The sequence below is a fragment of the Klebsiella sp. S69 genome (assembly GCF_016516145.1).
In the GTDB taxonomy this organism is placed as follows: domain Bacteria; phylum Pseudomonadota; class Gammaproteobacteria; order Enterobacterales; family Enterobacteriaceae; genus Klebsiella; species Klebsiella oxytoca.
Genome location: NZ_JACVUU010000020.1, coordinates 124,298 through 139,889, shown reverse-complemented (window position 1 = coordinate 139,889; position 15,592 = coordinate 124,298). Strand labels below are relative to the sequence as shown.

Genomic DNA, 15,592 nt, shown 5'->3' with positions numbered 1-15,592 from the left:
GCCTTGCCCGGGCTACGGGTTTACAGCCCGTCTGCGGGCCGGTAGCCCGGATAGATGGGCAGCATCGCCTCCGGGAAATGATTCCACTCTGCGCTCTTATCCCGGGGGCGGCGCTTAACGCGCCTTGCCCGGGCTACGGGTTTACAGCCCGTCTGCGGGCCGGTAGCCCGGACAGGCGCATCGCGCCGCCTCCGGATTTATTATTTATAGCAGTTCAATAATATCGCTGTCTTTCGGCGTGCTGCCGCTGAGCGCTTCGTCGAAATAGTGCTTCGGTACGGTAAAGCGCAGATGATCGAGAGCAAACTGCATGCTGCGATCGTCAATCGCGTGCCCCAGATCCTCAACGATATCCAGCGTCACATCCCCGCCGGCCTGCTGCAGCGCCTCCTGCCCCGCAACCGCCCACGCCAGATCGATAACCCGATCTTCACCGCCGTGGATCAGGTGAATCGTGGTCGCGGTCGTCGCCGTCTCGGGCAGAGTCGCATAGCGGCCGTTGAAGGCAATCACCCGCGATGCCAGACCCGGTTCGGCTTTAATGCTTTCCAGCGACATAATCGCCCCCTGCGAGAAGCCGATCAGCGCCGTCGCCTGCGGGCTGACGCCGCTCTGTTGTTGCCAGTAGCGCACCGTTTCAATAAAGGTCGGCATAATCGCATCTACGCGCTGCTGGCGATTTTCTTCGCTGACGCCCTGAACAGAAAACCACTGGCGTCCCGGAGCCGGGCCGCACGGCTCCGCGCCGCCGATGCTGACGATAAGCGCATCGGGAAAGAGCGGCGCAAACCAGCTACCGATTTGCCCCATGGCCACCGGGTTATCGCCGACGCCATGAAACAGCAGCAGCAGTTGCTGTGCAGGTGTTGCGGGGCTTTGAACGATAAAATGATCGTGTTTCATGGCTTTCTCCTTAATGTCTGCAAGGAAGTTTACGCCGCGGAGGGAATATGACCATGCCATTTAACTGATGAAGTTAGTTAAAAAATTGCAACATCTGAACCTGCCGGCGCAGGTCGTTGGCGCGGTTTTCATCCAGGCTAAGCAGCGCCTGCGCCGCCTCTTCGCGCAGCCTGGCCAGCAGCGCTTTCCGTCCGGATAAACCTAACGTTCGGCAAAGCGCGGTCTCATCCTGCTGCTGCAGGCGGGCCCGCAGCGCCGGAAGCGGCAGCACCACCAGCATAAGCAGGCGATTGAGGCTACCCGCCGAGGTCAGCAGCGGACGATGGGCAAAAGCAAAACCCGCTACCTCCAGCCAGTCTTCTTCAGTAAGAATAGTCGCTTTCAGCGCCGTCAGCGGCACAGGTTCATCTCGCCACTCGCGCAGCCAGAATTCGTCGCGCTGCAGCCGTTGGGCTTCTTCGCTTGCCAGGCAATGTCCCGCTTCGCTGAGAGGATAGAGCGCCATCGCGGTGTAACAGCCACTGCTGGCTTCCCGATGCGTGCCCAGCCGCACCAGCGTAAAACCGCAGCTTTGCCAGAAACGCCAAAGTTCGGGAGTATAGCCAAAACTGACTGAGAGATAATCCCGGTCCGCAGCCTGAGCCGCCGCCCGGGCCACCAGCCGCTGCCCCAGCCCCTCGCGCTGGCGAGCCGGATGCACGGCAATACGGCTGATGCGCAGGCCCGTCAACGTGGCCGCCAATGGGCTACCGCCATGCGCCGCCAGCGACTGCGCCACCAGATTTCCGCGCGGACGCCGATAGCCGGCCCATACCGCCCGGCTAAGCGACGGCTCAAGACCGCCCTCCTCCACCAGCCACAACGCCCCGGCGATGCGCTCGCCGCTATGGGCGCAGGTAAAATGCTGTCCTGGCGCATCCAGCATGCGCCGGAGATCCAGCGGCGACGTGCGATAGTGGGCCCCGGAGAGCAGCTGATACATCGTTTCCGGTAACGCAGGCTGCCGCCGCCAGCACTGCTGGCTGACGTTCTCCAGCGCGATATCGCCGCCTGGCGCATGCTGGAAGGTCTCATCATTGAACAGCAGCAGCTGTGCAATTGCCGCTTCCAGCGGACAGCCGCTAGCCCAGCGGATGGGCGTCGTGAGGCTAAACTGCCGTAGGTGCGCGAAGCTGGCGCAAAATTTAAGTAAAAAACCGCGTCCGGTCCCTTCATATCCCTGAACGGTGGTGATCAGCAGCGTTCTCGGGAAACGGGAAACAAGCTGGCGCAGCAGCGGCCCGGGGATGGCGGCAGCCTCGTCGACTATCAGCCATCCCGCTCGACGTCCGGACGCCAGTAATGCATCGGGCGCCATAAAGTTAACGCTCTCCCCGGCGAAAGCCGCCATCACCTCCGTCGCTCCGCGCGCCGGCGCGGTAACGATGGCGTCACCTTTTAGCTGGCGGAGAAGCATTCCCGCGAGAGCGGACTTCCCTCGCCCGCGTTCGGCGGTCAACGCGGCAATACCGGGGGGGAAATCGGCAAGTTCGGCAAGAACGGCGGCCTGCTCCGCCTGCGGATGACCATCGGCGAAATGCCATCGCGGGCGCTCGGGAAATACGGGTACGACCCGTTCATGGCCCTGCCGCCAGAGAATGGACGCTTTATCCGCAACAATCTGTTGGCAAAAACGATAAACAAAGTTCGGCGTGGGTATGGGATCGGGAGCGTCGCTCCAGCGCCGGGAATCCGCATCAGGACGGGCCGGCCATTGGGCGAAGTCGGGGGTGAGCAATACCAGCCAGCTACCGGCGCGTAGCGTACCGGCTAACGCGGCGAAAGCGGCAACATCAAAGCCCGCGCGGGCATCGAAAAAGGCGTGCTGGTATTCGCGGCCCAACAGCGATCTCAGATCTGCAGGCGGGACGTACGGCGCAGGCATCGGCTGTGGGCCAACCCACAGTCCGTCTCCGGCCAGCGCTGTGCGTATTTGTTGCGCCTGAAGCTGAGTCCAGGCATCGTCGCCGCTGAGAACCAGCAGACGACGAATGCCTTCGCGCGCCATCTGCGCCGTCAGACGACGCAGTTCATCCATGACAGAAGAGCATTACAGCGCATTGCCGAAGGTGTTGCACTGCGCCGGGTCGCCGCTATCGAAGCCGCGTTTAAACCAGGTATAGCGCTGCTGCGACGTTCCATGGGTAAAGCTGTCCGGCACCACCCGCCCCTGGCTCTGCTGCTGCAGGCGATCGTCGCCAATCGCCTCTGCGGCATTCAGCGCTTCCTGGAGATCGCCGGTCTCCATGTAGTCCTGCTTCTGCATGTTGTAACCCCAGACGCCAGCGAAGCAGTCCGCCTGTAGTTCCATTTTCACCGACAGGCGATTCGCTTCCGCCTGCGAAGCGTTTTGCTGTAGCTCACGCACTTTCGATTCAATACCCAGCAGCTTTTGTACGTGGTGGCCAACCTCGTGGGCGATAACGTAGCCCTGTGCGAAATCGCCGCCGGCGCCAAGCTTGTTTCTCATCTCATCGTAGAATGACAGGTCGATATACACCGTGCTGTCCGCCGGGCAGTAAAAAGGCCCCATAACGGACTGACCGGTACCGCAGGCGGTCCGCGTCGCGCCGCGGTACATCACCAGTTTGGGCTGCGGATACTGGCGGCCCATATCTTTAAATATTGCTCCCCAGGTATCTTCCGTGTCCGCCAGAATCACCTTAGTGAATTTTGCGGCTTCTTCATCCTGCGGGCTGATGGAGCGTTGGGTGGTGGTTTGCTGCGGAGATACCGGCTCGCCGGTCAGCATGCCGGTTAAATCGACGCCGTAATAGCCCGCCACCAGAACAATAATCAGCAGCACAATGCCGCCTTTGCCGCTGGGGAGACGAAAACCGCCCCCGCCGCCCATTGGCGAACCAGATTGACTACGACGATCTTCAACATTGTCGCTCTCGCGACGTCCTTGCCAGCGCATAAGCACCTCAATTCATCATATTAACCAATGAATAAGATCGTAGGCGGTTCAGCGAAGGATTACCACAGGAAACAGCAAGAAGAGCGCCAGAAGAAGAAAACTTCTCCTGGCGTAGGGGATTAGTCGAGCTTCACGCCCAGGCGATGAGCGACTTCTTCATAGGCTTCAATCAGGCCGCCGAGGCTCTGGCGGAAACGGTCTTTGTCCATTTTATCCATGGTCTTTTTATCCCACAGACGGCTGCCGTCCGGAGAAAATTCATCCCCCAGCACCACTTCGCCTTTGAACAGACCAAATTCCAGCTTGAAATCCACCAGGATCAGGCCCGCATCGTCAAACAGCTTTTTCAGCACATCGTTAGCTTTGTAGGTCAGCTCCTGCATACGCGCCAGGTTCTCTTTGCTCACCCAGCCAAAGGTTTCGCAGTAGGATTCGTTGACCATCGGATCGTGCATGGCGTCGTTCTTCAGGAACAGGTCGAACAGCGGCGGGTTCAGCTCGATGCCCTCTTCAATCCCTAAGCGTTTCACCAGCGAACCGGCAGCGCGGTTACGTACCACGCACTCCACCGGCACCATATCCAGCTTTTTAACCAGACACTCGGTATCGGACAACAGCGCTTCCATCTGGGTCGGGATACCCGCTTCCGCCAGCTTGCTCATAATGAAATGGTTGAACTTGTTGTTCACCATGCCTTTACGATCGAACTGCTCAATGCGAGCGCCGTCCCCTGCTGACGTATCGTTACGGAATTCGAGTATCAACAGATCCGGGGTCTCGGTGCTGTATACCGTCTTCGCCTTACCACGATACAACTCAGCTTGCTTTTGCATCTTTGTCACTCCAGTGATGATTAACGATAAAAATTTGTGCTTTTCTGCCGACGCACACGTTTGCGTCACTATACATTAAAAAGGGCCGGATTGCTCCAGCCCTGTTAATTACTTACTTAATGCGGCCTGGAATACGGCAACCAGGGCATCATTTTGCGACTGCGTCAGAGTATGGCCTTTCGGGTCGATGAACTGCAGACTGCTGCGGTTATCGAGGTCCCCGACCTGCAGTTTATAATCGCCGGACACCAGCTGTGGGTCGCGAGCGCCCAGATCGGTCCAGCCGCTGTCGGAAAGCGGTTTATAGGTCACGGACAAGTTACCCTGAGAGCGAGAACTATCAGTTACCTTCATACCCACTTTTTCCAGCGCGCCCGGCAGGCGTTGCCATACCAGATTAAACGGTGCGCGAACGATCAGCATCGGCAGGCCGGTATCATCAGCCCCGCTCTGCACGTCGAAGGTTGCCCCAGCATTTTTCTGCGCAGCGTTCTGCGCGCTGGTCGCGTTCAGATCCAGACCTTCGGAAATGACGTTCAGCATGGCGGTACTGTAGCGCTGCAGCGAAGCCGGATCGGCAACAGGTTTACCCGCCTGCTCCAGATTCACCAGCTTCACGATCACCGCCTGCTGGTAGCCCTGCTGTTTAACTGAGATTTGATAGCGACCACGATACTGCTGGTCTTCATCGAGGCGATTCCATTCGACCCAGTCGGTATTCAGCGTCTGGCTGGCATCGTCGCGTTTAGCGATAGTGTAGTTTTTCGACTGCACGATGCTTGCCACCTGCGCCCACAGCGAACCGCTGCGCCCGTTTTCCACCATCAGCGTTGCGGTATCACCGTTAAACTGCGTGCGCGCGCCGCTGACCAGCGCCAGAGGCTGGGCTGGCGGACGAATATCCAGCGCTTTGCCTGTGTTACCGGTGCTGGTCGCAACCGGAATATTATAATCACCCACCTGAACCGGCAGAATCATACCTGCTGGCGCGTGAAGTTCACTAAGCGGCGTAGCCTGCAAATAGGCCTCGTCGCCGCTCACCTGACGCTTATAGCGCGAGTCAGAACTACAGGCCGCGAGGAGTAGAACCAGCGAAACACCCGCAACCTTCGCCAGGCGCGACTTCTGTACTGAGTAAGCCATCAAATCTCCCTAAACTTTACAGCAAACCGGCATGCTTCAGCGCTGCGGTAACAACCTTCGTACCGTTTTCGGTAATCGGGGTCATCGGCAGGCGTAGCGTATCGGTCGCCACAAGACCCAACGCCTTACAGGCCCACTTGACCGGGATAGGGTTGGGTTCGACAAATAATTTGGTATGCAATGGCATCAGACGCTGGTTAATCGCACGAGCTTCGGCAAATTGACCTGCTAGCGCCAGTCGGCACATCTCGGCCATTTCACGCGCCGCAACGTTTGTCGTTACGGAAATCACGCCATGGCCGCCTAGCTGCATAAAGTCCATTCCGGTCGCGTCATCGCCGCTCAGCAGAATAAAGTCATCTGAAACCAGCTCTTTGATCTGATGAACCCGGCTTAAGTTCCCCGTCGCTTCCTTAATACCGATAATATTTTTGATTTCCGCCAGACGACCAACGGTTTCAGGCAGCATATCGCAACCGGTACGGGAGGGCACATTATACAGAATTTGCGGCAGGTCAGTATGTTCTGCGATAGCTTTAAAGTGTTGGAAGAGTCCTTCCTGAGTCGGACGGTTGTAATAAGGCGTTACCGTCAGGCAGCCAACCACGCCGCTATCGTTAAATCTTTTAGTCAGGCTAATCGCCTCTGCGGTTGCATTAGCACCGGTACCGGCAATGACCGGGATACGCCCGTCGGCCAGTTCCAGCGTCTGCATGACCACGTCACCATGCTCTTCATGGCTCAATGTTGCGGACTCTCCGGTAGTACCTACCGAAACAATCGCCGAGGTTCCGTTGGCGACATGGTAATCAATCAGTTTTTTCAGGCTTGACCGGCAAACGTTGCCGTTTTCATCCATCGGCGTGACAAGCGCTACAATACTTCCCGTAAACATGGGCCATCCTCAGAGCATAAGTGGGACAAGATTCTCAATGTTACGTTTGGTGCCGCAATAAAAGCAAGAGAGCCGATGCCATCAGGGATGTTGTATGCCGGTTTTTTTTATGCTTTCCTAACGTTACCTCACCTTTTTAAAGGAAGAACAGGTTTGACAGCCTCATTACAACACTATCTGGTTATTACCGCGTTGGGTGCTGACCGCCCAGGCATCGTGAATACGATCACTCGTCACGTCAGCAGCTGCGGCTGTAATATCGAAGACAGTCGGCTGGCCATGCTTGGCGATGAGTTTACGTTTATCATGCTGCTTTCCGGTTCGTGGAATGCGATTAACCTGATTGAATCAACTCTGCCGCTGAAAGGCGCCGAGCTGGATCTGCTTATCGTGATGAAGCGTACAACCGCAAGGCCGCCGCAGGCGATGCAGAATAGCGTCTGGGTTCAGGTTGAGGTGCCGGATTCACCGCACATCATTGAGCGATTCACGGCTCTGTGCGATACGTGGAAAATGAACATTGCCGAACTGGTTTCCCGTACTCAGCCGGGAGCGAACGACGATTCAGCACAGCTTTTTATTCAAATCACCGCCCACAGCCCGACTACGCAAAATGCATCAAATATCGAACAAGCGTTCAAAGCCCTATGTACAGAACTGAATGCACAAGGCAGTATTAACATCGTTAATTATTCACAGCATGATGAACAGGATGGAGTTTGAGTGATGAACCCACTGAAAGCCGGTGATATTGCACCGAAATTTAGCTTACCGGACCAGGACGGCGAGGAAGTAAATTTGACCGACTTCCAGGGACAGCGTGTTCTGGTTTATTTTTATCCCAAAGCCATGACCCCGGGCTGCACCGTACAGGCGTGCGGTTTACGCGATAATATGGACGACCTGAAAAAAGCAGGCGTTGAAGTTCTGGGAATCAGTACGGATAAACCAGAAAAACTCTCCCGTTTCGCCGAAAAAGAGCTGCTGAACTTCACTCTGCTGTCTGATGAAGATCATCAGGTGTGCGAGCAGTTCGGTATCTGGGGTGAAAAAACCTTTATGGGGAAAACCTACGACGGTATTCATCGTATTAGCTTCCTCATCGATGCCAATGGCAAAATCGAACATGTTTTTGATGACTTCAAAACCAGCAATCACCACGACGTGGTGCTGAACTGGCTGAAAGAAAACGCCTGACGCACGAGTAAACGCAAGACGCCGGGTCATCGCCCGGCGTCTTTTTTTAGGCCATTCTTTGCGGCTTCGCGCTAATGCTCGTCTTCCACTATCAGGCCATCCGGCCAGGCATGCACCACCGCTTTGATGAGCGTCGCCAGCGGGATCGCGAAGAACACTCCCCAGAATCCCCACAGACCACCGAAAATCACCACCGACAGAATAATGACCAGCGGATGCAGGTTAACGGCTTCCGAGAACAGTACCGGCACCAGCAGGTTGCCGTCCAGCCCCTGAATAATCAGGTAAACCGCAAACAGGCTCCAGAACTCGGTGCCCGCGCCAAACTGGAACAACGCCACGCCCACCACCGGAATAGTGACCACAAAGGCGCCGATATAGGGAATTAATACCGAGAATCCGACCAGTACCGCCAGCAGCAGCGAATAGTTAAGGCCAAAAAGGATAAAGCCAATCCACGTCGCCACGCCGACGACGATCATCTCCAGTACCTTACCGCGGATATAGTTGGTAATTTGCTGGTTCATCTCTTTCCACACCTGCCCGGCCAGGCCGCGGTTGCGCGGCAGCACCCGGCGCACGGCGTTAAGCATCTGCTCTTTATCTTTCAGCAGAAAGAAAACCATCAGCGGAACCAACACCAGGTAGACCGCCAGCGTCAGCAGCCCGACCAGGGAGGCCAGCGAATATTTCACCACCGAATCGCCGACGGTTAACATCCGGCTGCGCATGTTCTCCGCCATCGCGTCGATAATCCCGGCATCCATTAAGGCCGGATAACGGCGCGGCACCGTGGCGGCGAAATCGGAAAGCTTATTCAGCATTCCTGGCATATCGCGAATCAGATAAATACCCTGCTGCCAGGCAACAGGCATCACCACGAACGCCATCAGGAGCAGAATACCGACGAACAGAATCAGCACAACCGACGTGGCCCAGGTACGTGAAAAACCGATACGCTCCAGTCTGACGGTAGGCCACTCCAGCAAATAGGCCAGAACTATCGACACTAACAAAGGCGCCAGCAGGCCGCTGAAGAAAAACATAATGCCGAACCCGGCCAGCAAAATGACCAGCAGCGCTATCGCCTCCGGATCGCTGAACCGTCGACGGTACCACTGCATTAACATCTGAAGCATAAAACCCTTCCCTGAAGAGCAAAGCTGTAACAATCTCAGGAATTGTATCGAAATGTCACAAAAAAGACTTCGCTTTTTATGGGTAAAACCACAAACATTAATGACCGGGTGAATATCATATTTGCAACGCCGCGAACGACGGCTAAACTCGCTGAACCTGCTTGCGGTCAGGGAACATTACGCCGCACAATCGGTCAAACTGGCACACCTACATTACAGGACAGAGGTTATGTTCAGGCAGTTGAAGAAAACGCTGGTGGCGACCGTCATAGCGTCGCTGACGCTGGGTTCAATATTACCTGCTTTTGCCGACACCGCAGACACCCTGCCGGACATGGGCACCTCCGCAGGAAGCACGCTCTCCATCGGCCAGGAAATGCAGATGGGAGACTACTATGTACGCCAGCTGCGCGGCAGTGCGCCGTTAATTAATGACCCGCTGCTGGTGCAATATATTAACGGTTTAGGCATGCGCCTGGTCTCGCACGCCAATTCCGTGCGCACCCCGTTCCACTTTTATTTAATAAATAACGATCAGATTAACGCCTTTGCTTTCTTCGGCGGCAACGTGGTGCTGCACTCGGCCCTGTTCCGCTACTCGGATAACGAAAGCGAGCTGGCATCGGTCATGGCGCACGAAATTTCTCACGTTACCCAGCGCCACCTTGCCCGCGCCATGGAAGACCAAAAGCGTAACGCCCCGCTCACCTGGGTCGGTGCGCTGGGTTCAATTCTTCTGGCGATGGCCAGCCCGCAGGCCGGTATGGCCGCCCTGACCGGTACCCTGGCGGGTAGCCAGCAGGGAATGATCAGCTTTACCCGTCAAAACGAAGAAGAGGCCGACCGCATTGGTATTCAGGTCCTTCAGCGCTCTGGGTTCGACCCGCAGGCGATGCCGGCGTTTATGGGGAAGCTGCTCGACGAATCGCGCTACTCCACCCGTCCGCCGGAAATGCTGCTGACGCACCCGCTGCCGGAAAGCCGGCTTGCCGACGCCCGCAACCGCGCGAATCAAATGCGCCCGGTTGTCGTACAGTCCTCAGCTGACTTCTATCTGGCGAAAGCCAGAACGCTCGGTATGTACACTTCCGGCGATAATAAGCTGGGCAATGACCTGCTGAGCAGTTGGGAAAAAGGCAATATTCGCGAACAGCACGCCGCCCAGTACGGCCGCGCTCTGCTGGCAATGGGTAACAACAACTACGATCTGGCGCGCAAAACGCTACAGCCGTTGCTGACCGCAGAACCGCAGAACGCCTGGTATCTCGACCTGGCCACCGATATCGACCTCGGGCAAAAAAGAGCGACAGACGCGATTAACCGCCTGAAAAGCGCTCGCGAACTGCGCACCAACCCGGTGCTGCAGCTCAACCTCGCCAACGCCCTGCTGGAAGGAGGACAACCGGCGGAAGCCGCGAATATCCTTAACCGCTACACCTTTAATAATAAAGACGACATCAACGGTTGGGAGCTGCTGGCGCAGGCGGAAGCCAAACTGGGCAATCGCGATCAGGAGCTGGCTGCCAGAGCAGAAGGGATGGCGCTGGTAGGCCGCCTCGATCAGGCGATTACCCTGCTCAGCAGCGCCAGCTCGCAGGTGAAATTAGGCAGCTTACAGCAGGCCCGCTACGATGCGCGTATCGATCAGCTGCGCCAGCTGCAGCAACGCTTTAAACCGTACCAGAAAATGTAAGGAGATCTCATGTCCGATACGGTCAAAATCTATCACAACCCGCGCTGCTCCAAGAGCCGCGACACGTTGAGCCTGCTGAAGGCTAACGGTATCGACCCTGAAGTGGTGCTCTATCTGGAGACGCCGCCGGATGCCGCCACGCTGCGCCAGCTGCTGAAAATGTTAGGAATGGCCAGCGCGCGCGAGTTAATGCGCCAGAAAGAAGATCTCTATAAATCGCTGGATCTCGCTAATCCGCAGCTCAGCGAAGATGCGCTGATCCAGGCAATGATCGATAATCCAAAACTGATTGAGCGCCCTATTGTCGTCAGCCACGGCGAGGCCCGTATCGGCCGCCCGCCGGAGCAGGTACTGGAGATCGTTAACTAGCATCATCCTGCCGCGGTTGGCTTCGGAAGCCGCGGCCCGCTACAGCTTGAGGATCTCTTTGACGAAAGGAATGGTCAGCTTGCGCTGGGCGGTTATAGAAGCGCGATCGAGCTGATCGAGCGTCATAAACAGCGAGCGCATTTCACGATCCAGGCGCTTGAGGAGGAACCGGCAGACGTCTTCCGGCATTTCAAAGCCGCGCAGCCTCGCCCGCAGCTGAAGCGCCTGGAGCTTATCTTCATCCGATAGCGGCTGCAGCTTGTAGATTTGTCCCCAGTCGAGGCGCGAGGCAAGATCCGGCAGGCCCAGCTTGAGCTGGCGTGGGGGTCGGTCGCCGGTGATCAGCAGCCGGGTTTTACCGGATTCGAGGATGCGGTTGTAGAGGTCGAAAATCGCCATTTCCCACAGCTCATCGCCCGCCACGCATTCAATATTGTCGATGCAAACCAGCGATAGCTGCTCCATTCCGTCCAGCACTTCAGGAACAAACCACGTCCGTTTATCCAGCGGCACATAGCCCACCGCATCACCGCGCTGGGAAAGTTCCGCGCATGCTGCGTGCAGGAGATGGCTGCGCCCCGCCCCTTCGCGTGACCAGATATAGATGTATCCGCTATGCTCCTGCCGCAGCACATTTTGCAGGGCGGCAAGAAGAGAAGGGTTATCACCCGGCCAGAAACTTGCGAAAGTTTCATCATCGGGAAGATACAGTGGCAAAGAGAGCTGTGCCGGTGCGTTCAGATGGACCTCAACATAGGCTTTCAGAAAAACGCGGAGAGTTTAGCACAGAAATACGCAAGGAGAGAACCGGGCAGGATCGCCGCCCGGTATAAGGATCAATGTTTTGCTTCTTCGCTATCGGCAGCGTCGAGAACGACCTCTTCCGGACGCAAGACGCCGATCAGTTTAAAGATCAGACTCAGGCCGACGCCAACAATCGTCGCCAGCGCCATGCCTTTCAGTTCGGCGGCGCCGATATGCACTTTTGCACCGCTCACGCCGATAATCAGAATGACGGAGGTCAGAATCAGGTTCTGCGCCTTGTTGTAATCGACTTTTGATTCGATCAGCACGCGAATACCCGATGCGCCAATCACTCCGTATAGCAGCAGAGAGACGCCGCCCATTACCGGCAGCGGGATAATCTGGATCGCCGCCGCCAGCTTGCCGACGCAGGAGAGCAGAATCGCGATGATCGCCGCGCCGCCGATAACCCAGGTACTGTAAACGCGGGTAATCGCCATCACGCCAATGTTCTCGCCGTAGGTGGTGTTCGGCGTGGAGCCAAAGAAGCCGGAGATCACCGTGGAGAGACCGTTGGCAAACATTGAACGATGCAGGCCCGGATCGCGGATCAGATCTTTTTTGACGATATTGGCCGTTACCACCAGATGCCCAACGTGCTCGGCGATCACCACCAGCGCGGCTGGAAGAATGGTGAAAATCGCAAACCATTCAAAGCGCGGGGTGTAGAAGGTCGGCAGCGCGAACCAGTGGGCCTCGGCGATGGGCGTCGTGTCGACAACGCCCATTACGAAGGAGAGCGCGTAGCCAACCAGGACGCCGATTAAAATCGGGATAATTGCCAGGAAACCGCGGAACAGCACTGAACCGAAGACCGTCACCGCCAGCGTCACCATCGAAATGATGATGGTTTTGCTGTCCGGCGATTGTCCCTCTGCGGGCAGCAGACCGGCCATATTCGCCGCGACGCCCGCCAGCTCCAGTCCAATAACCGCAACAATCGCGCCCATCGCCGCCGGGGGGAACATCACATCAAGCCAGCCGGTGCCGGCTTTTTTGACAATAAAGGAGACGATGCAAAACAGCACGCCGCACATGATAAAGCCGCCGAGAGCGACTTCGTAGCCCAACGGTAGCAAAAGCAGTACCGGAGAAATAAACGCAAAGCTCGATCCCAGATAAGCCGGGATTTTGCCTTTGCAGATGAAAAGGTATAACAGCGTTCCGATGCCGTTAAACAGCAGTACCGTGGCCGGATTGATGTGAAACAGAACGGGCACCAGTACCGTTGCGCCAAACATGGCGAACAGATGTTGCAAACTAAGCGGGATTGTCTGTAAAAGCGGCGGTCTTTCACTCACCCCGATAGCACGGCGCGTCATGGCATTTTCCTCTGAGAGTCGTTTGTTGATTGCTGTTGGTGTGTTTTATTCAAAAAAAAGCCGACTCTTAAAGTCGGCTTTTTCTACTTCATCGTTTATTTCGTACCAAAAATCTTATCGCCAGCATCGCCGAGCCCCGGAATAATGTATCCGTGCTCGTTCAGGCCCTGGTCGATGGACGCGGTATACAGCTCAACGTCCGGATGCGCTTTCTCCAGCGCGGCGATACCTTCCGGCGCGGCCACCAGAACCAGCACCTTAATGCTGGAGCAGCCGGCTTTTTTCAGCAGGTCGATGGTGGCGATCATCGAGCCGCCGGTTGCCAGCATCGGGTCAACCACCAGCGCCATGCGTTCGTCGATATTGGATACCAGCTTCTGGAAGTAAGGAACCGGCTCAAGGGTCTCTTCGTTACGATAGATGCCTACCACGCTGATGCGCGCGCTTGGCACGTGCTCAAGCACGCCTTCCATCATCCCCAGACCCGCGCGCAGAATTGGCACAACGGTAATTTTTTTACCCTTGATCTGCTCAACTTCTACCGGGCCGTTCCAGCCTTCGATGGTCACTTTTTCAGTCGCCAGATCGGCGGTGGCTTCATAAGTCAGTAAGCTGCCAACTTCTGAGGCGAGTTCACGGAAGCGTTTGGTGCTGATGTCGTGCTCACGCATCAGGCCCAGCTTGTGTTTGACGAGTGGGTGTTTCACTTCCACGATCTTCATTCTCTTTCTCCTCTGAGGGGCAGCCACAAAAAAAATCGCCGGATTATACCGCCTTTTTCCTTTTACGCCATAGCCGATATGTTTGACCGGGATCAACCAAAATGCTTTACGCTGCCTGAGCCAGTATAAAACAAAATAAAAAAACCCCGCGAAAGCGGGGCTGAATGGGGCTTTAGGGCTGTTTATAGCTTTTCGCCGTTGCTGCTGATAACCTGCTGATACCAGGCAAAAGATTTCTTGCGGCTACGCGCCAGGGTGCCCTTACCTTCATTGTCTTTATCTACATAGATAAACCCGTAGCGTTTTTTCATCTCGCCGGTACCTGCGGAGACCAGATCGATACAGCCCCACGGGGTGTAGCCCATCAGGTCGACGCCATCCTCAACAACCGCTTTTTTCATCTCGGCGATATGGGCGGAGAGATAGTCGATACGGTACTGGTCATCTACCGAACCGTCCGCTTCGCGCACGTCGATGGCGCCAAAGCCGTTCTCCACAATAAACAGCGGCAACTGATAATGGTCCCAGAACCAGTTCAGGGAGTAGCGCAGCCCGACCGGATCAATCTGCCAGCCCCAGTCTGACTTCTGCACGTACGGATTGGAAACCAGGCTGGTGGTTTCATCATAATCCAGCAGCGGATTGTCATCCGTTGCTTTCGTGGCAAACGACATATAGTAGCTAAAGCCAATATAATCGACGCAGCCCTGAGTCAGCGCCGCGCGGTCTTCTTCGGTGATATCCAGCTTAAAGCCGCGGCGCTCGAAGTAGTTCAGCAGGTGCTGCGGATATTTGCCGCGCACGTGAACGTCGGTAAACCAGTAGCGGCGATGCATGGCGTTCATCGCCATCATCATATCGTTGGGCGCGCAGCTCAGCGGGTAAATAGGACACATGGCGATCATGCAGCCCACCTGCAACGACGGGTTAATTTCGCGGGCGGCCTTAACCGCCAGCGCGCTGGCGACCAGCTCATAGTGCGCTGCCTGATACATCACCGGCTCACGGTCTTCACCCGGCAGATACTTCAGTCCGGAGTTAGTAAACGGGGCAAAATCTTCGTGGAAATTGGCCTGGTTATTGATCTCATTAAAGGTCATCCAGTACTTCACTTTATGCTGGTAGCGGGTAAACACCACCCGGGCAAAGCGGACGAAGAAATCAATCAGCTTACGGTTACGCCAGCCGCCGTACTCCGTCACCAGATGGTACGGCATTTCGAAGTGGGAGAGCGTAATCACCGGCTCAATACCGTGCTTCAGGCACTCGTCGAACAGGTCATCGTAAAACTGCAGGCCGGCTTCGTTAGGTTCTTGCTCATCGCCCTGCGGGAAGATCCTCGTCCAGGCAATGGAGGTGCGGAAACACTTGAAGCCCATTTCGGCAAACAGCTGAACGTCGTCTTTATAACGATGGTAGAAATCAATCGCCTCGTGGTTGGGATAGTTTTTCCCTGGCAGGACGCCATCAGTGATTTCGCGCGGTACGCCGTGTGCGCCTGCGGTCATGACGTCGGCGACGCTCACCCCTTTACCGCCCTCTTTCCAGCCGCCTTCCAACTGATGCGCCGCTACCGCGCCGCCCCACAGAAAACCTTCTTTAAATCCAGACAT

At 56.3% G+C, this 15,592-nt stretch carries 15 protein-coding genes; 4 read left to right on the top strand and 11 right to left on the bottom strand.

The features are described from left to right. Positions 1-204: 204 nt before the first annotated feature. The 6 genes from ypfH to dapA all read right to left on the bottom strand — a co-directional run bounded on the left by ypfH (position 205) and on the right by dapA (position 6,733). Complete coding sequence (gene ypfH, locus IAE27_RS19830; protein WP_016809537.1) at positions 205-903, bottom strand: esterase; 699 nt, start codon at positions 901-903, stop codon at positions 205-207. Between the two features lie 73 nt (positions 904-976). Next, entirely contained in the window at positions 977-2,980 is a 2,004-nt protein-coding gene (locus IAE27_RS19825) for a tRNA(Met) cytidine acetyltransferase TmcA (protein ID WP_154022942.1), read from the bottom strand. Positions 2,981-2,992: 12 nt separating this feature from the next. Continuing rightward, positions 2,993-3,862 (bottom strand): neutral zinc metallopeptidase, encoded by an 870-nt coding sequence (locus tag IAE27_RS19820; protein WP_070555695.1) that lies wholly within the window; start codon positions 3,860-3,862, stop codon positions 2,993-2,995. 119 nt (positions 3,863-3,981) lie between these two features. After that, positions 3,982-4,695, bottom strand: coding sequence for a phosphoribosylaminoimidazolesuccinocarboxamide synthase (gene purC, locus IAE27_RS19815; RefSeq protein ID WP_200092807.1), 714 nt, complete (start codon positions 4,693-4,695; stop codon positions 3,982-3,984). Positions 4,696-4,803: 108 nt separating this feature from the next. Beyond that, the gene (bamC, locus tag IAE27_RS19810; protein WP_004104418.1) at positions 4,804-5,838 is read right to left on the bottom strand and encodes an outer membrane protein assembly factor BamC; all 1,035 of its coding nucleotides are present in this window, start codon (positions 5,836-5,838) and stop codon (positions 4,804-4,806) included. Between the two features lie 16 nt (positions 5,839-5,854). Next, complete coding sequence (gene dapA / locus IAE27_RS19805) at positions 5,855-6,733, bottom strand: 4-hydroxy-tetrahydrodipicolinate synthase (protein ID WP_004104419.1); 879 nt, start codon at positions 6,731-6,733, stop codon at positions 5,855-5,857. Between the two features lie 153 nt (positions 6,734-6,886). Between dapA and IAE27_RS19800 the strand changes: the two genes are divergently transcribed. Further along, on the top strand, positions 6,887-7,456 hold the full coding sequence (locus IAE27_RS19800) for a glycine cleavage system transcriptional repressor (RefSeq protein ID WP_004104421.1): 570 nt from the start codon (positions 6,887-6,889) through the stop codon (positions 7,454-7,456). 3 nt (positions 7,457-7,459) lie between these two features. Continuing rightward, the gene (gene bcp / locus IAE27_RS19795) at positions 7,460-7,930 is read left to right on the top strand and encodes a thioredoxin-dependent thiol peroxidase (protein ID WP_004104423.1); all 471 of its coding nucleotides are present in this window, start codon (positions 7,460-7,462) and stop codon (positions 7,928-7,930) included. 71 nt (positions 7,931-8,001) lie between these two features. Here bcp and IAE27_RS19790 read toward each other — a convergent pair whose 3' ends face one another. Continuing rightward, the gene (locus IAE27_RS19790; protein ID WP_004104424.1) at positions 8,002-9,069 is read right to left on the bottom strand and encodes an AI-2E family transporter; all 1,068 of its coding nucleotides are present in this window, start codon (positions 9,067-9,069) and stop codon (positions 8,002-8,004) included. A 229-nt stretch (positions 9,070-9,298) separates the two neighbouring features. On the opposite strand from IAE27_RS19790, the gene bepA reads away from it, so the two are divergent. Beyond that, on the top strand, positions 9,299-10,762 hold the full coding sequence (bepA, locus tag IAE27_RS19785) for a beta-barrel assembly-enhancing protease (RefSeq protein ID WP_016809534.1): 1,464 nt from the start codon (positions 9,299-9,301) through the stop codon (positions 10,760-10,762). Positions 10,763-10,771: 9 nt separating this feature from the next. After that, complete coding sequence (gene arsC, locus IAE27_RS19780; protein WP_004104426.1) at positions 10,772-11,131, top strand: arsenate reductase (glutaredoxin); 360 nt, start codon at positions 10,772-10,774, stop codon at positions 11,129-11,131. A gap of 39 nt (positions 11,132-11,170) precedes the next feature. Here the strand turns inward: arsC and IAE27_RS19775 are convergent, their stop codons facing one another. The 4 genes from IAE27_RS19775 to IAE27_RS19760 form a co-directional block, all read right to left on the bottom strand. Beyond that, complete coding sequence (locus tag IAE27_RS19775; protein WP_213799324.1) at positions 11,171-11,872, bottom strand: DnaA inactivator Hda; 702 nt, start codon at positions 11,870-11,872, stop codon at positions 11,171-11,173. Between the two features lie 95 nt (positions 11,873-11,967). Beyond that, positions 11,968-13,257 carry a uracil permease gene (gene uraA, locus IAE27_RS19770; RefSeq protein WP_004104428.1) on the bottom strand — a complete coding sequence of 430 codons (1,290 nt, stop codon included), beginning with the start codon at positions 13,255-13,257 and terminating at the stop codon, positions 11,968-11,970. Positions 13,258-13,352: 95 nt separating this feature from the next. Beyond that, the gene (gene upp / locus IAE27_RS19765; protein WP_004104429.1) at positions 13,353-13,979 is read right to left on the bottom strand and encodes a uracil phosphoribosyltransferase; all 627 of its coding nucleotides are present in this window, start codon (positions 13,977-13,979) and stop codon (positions 13,353-13,355) included. A gap of 182 nt (positions 13,980-14,161) precedes the next feature. Further along, positions 14,162-15,592 carry a 6-phospho-beta-glucosidase gene (locus IAE27_RS19760; protein WP_024274547.1) on the bottom strand — a complete coding sequence of 477 codons (1,431 nt, stop codon included), beginning with the start codon at positions 15,590-15,592 and terminating at the stop codon, positions 14,162-14,164.